1 protein-coding gene is annotated in these 1393 nt (G+C 38.6%); it reads right to left on the bottom strand.

Features of this window, described 5'->3' with window-relative positions; all coding sequences use genetic code 11:
- Positions 1–14: 14 nt before the first annotated feature.
- Positions 15–1319 (bottom strand): IS4 family transposase, encoded by a 1305-nt coding sequence (locus FTV18_RS15585; protein ID WP_159124594.1) that lies wholly within the window; start codon positions 1317–1319, stop codon positions 15–17.
- Positions 1320–1393: the final 74 nt, after the last annotated feature.

The following is a 1393-nucleotide window of genomic DNA, read 5'->3' as shown; positions in this document are numbered from 1 at the left end:
GTAATGCCAGTCAGTTAAGAGATTGACTGGCTTTTTCTTGGGTATTTTTGAGGTTTTCCTTTTACAACCCTTGGATAACTCCTCACTCTTCTCTCAGGTATAACATACCGATTAGATTTCTCCATTAAACTTTCCAGATGTTTGGGGAGATTACCTGCAGAAGCCAAAGAGTCGAATCTGAGTAAATTAAGAAGGGCAATAGATGCAATATGAAAACTGATTCTCAAAGGACTTACTTTAGCTCGTTGAGCCATATGTTTCATTTGTCGTCTCAGAACATTATAGGCAATCAAGACACCCCATAATTCTTGATAAATTAAGTCTGGTTGCTTGCTTCTTAAGAGCTTACCTTTCTGCAAATTGCTTTTAATTTCTCGGTAACACATTTCAATTTCCCAACGCTGAGCATATAACTTTGCCAAGGCTATAAGTGGGTATGTCTTTGAATCTAATAATGAAGTAATGTAACGTCTGATTTTTCCTGCCTGCTCAACTTCAATCAAACGTGCCTCCCAATAATCCCCTAACGTTGGGTTAAGCTTCTTGGCTCTAGGTGATATTGGCATCCTGATATGAAAATCATGTGGGGAATTCCGTTTAATAATTTCATAACGTAAATTATCTTTTGCTCGCATCAGCCAATGACTTGATTCTGCACGTGTTTGCCACCCTATTAGAAAATCAGCAGAGAAATAAGCTCGATCAAATAATGTAATACTTTGTGCTGGAGGAGATAATTGATTTGCTAATGTGAGTTCACCCTGATCCATACTGCCTATTTGGGCATCTATGATTTCATGGGTATTGGTATTGACTAGGCACGTGGCTCTCACTTGTGGGTAAGGTGCTACAGCAGTTTTACCTTTAGATGAGCCAAAATGATTAAAGTTCTCTTCGGTCAGCGGCATAGACCAAACCACCCCATCAACAGCACATATGCTAAGTCCTTGAAAGTTTGAATATTGTTGCTGTGTTTCATCAAACCATGCTTGGCTGAGCAGAGAGAATAAGGTACTTAAAGGCTCTTGTCCTAAACGTTGTCGTGCTTGGACTGCTGCACTAGGAACACAATATTCTGTTGTACCAAACACGAGGTTTAATTGCTCTACAACATAGCTGATGGGTTGATTTCGAAACAAGGCAAGCCCAATAACAAGCCAAACCACATGCTCAGCAGGTAATTTTCTCCTTCTGATTGATGCCTTACCTGTTTGATGCAGGCTTGTTTCAATCCAATTTAAATCAATAAGTTCACAAAAATGGTTGAGTGATGGGAGAGAATGTTCAAGAGTGGATTCTAAATGTTCAGATAAAGACATAAAAAAATGAGCGTATTTACATACACTCATTTTTACTACATTTTACTAAAATTTGCTTAACTGACTGGCATTAC

It is taken from the genome of Acinetobacter sp. YH12241 (assembly GCF_013417535.1).
Taxonomy (GTDB): domain Bacteria; phylum Pseudomonadota; class Gammaproteobacteria; order Pseudomonadales; family Moraxellaceae; genus Acinetobacter.
The sequence above is the reverse complement of the archived record's forward strand: the minus strand, read 5'-3'. Positions and strand labels throughout refer to the sequence as shown.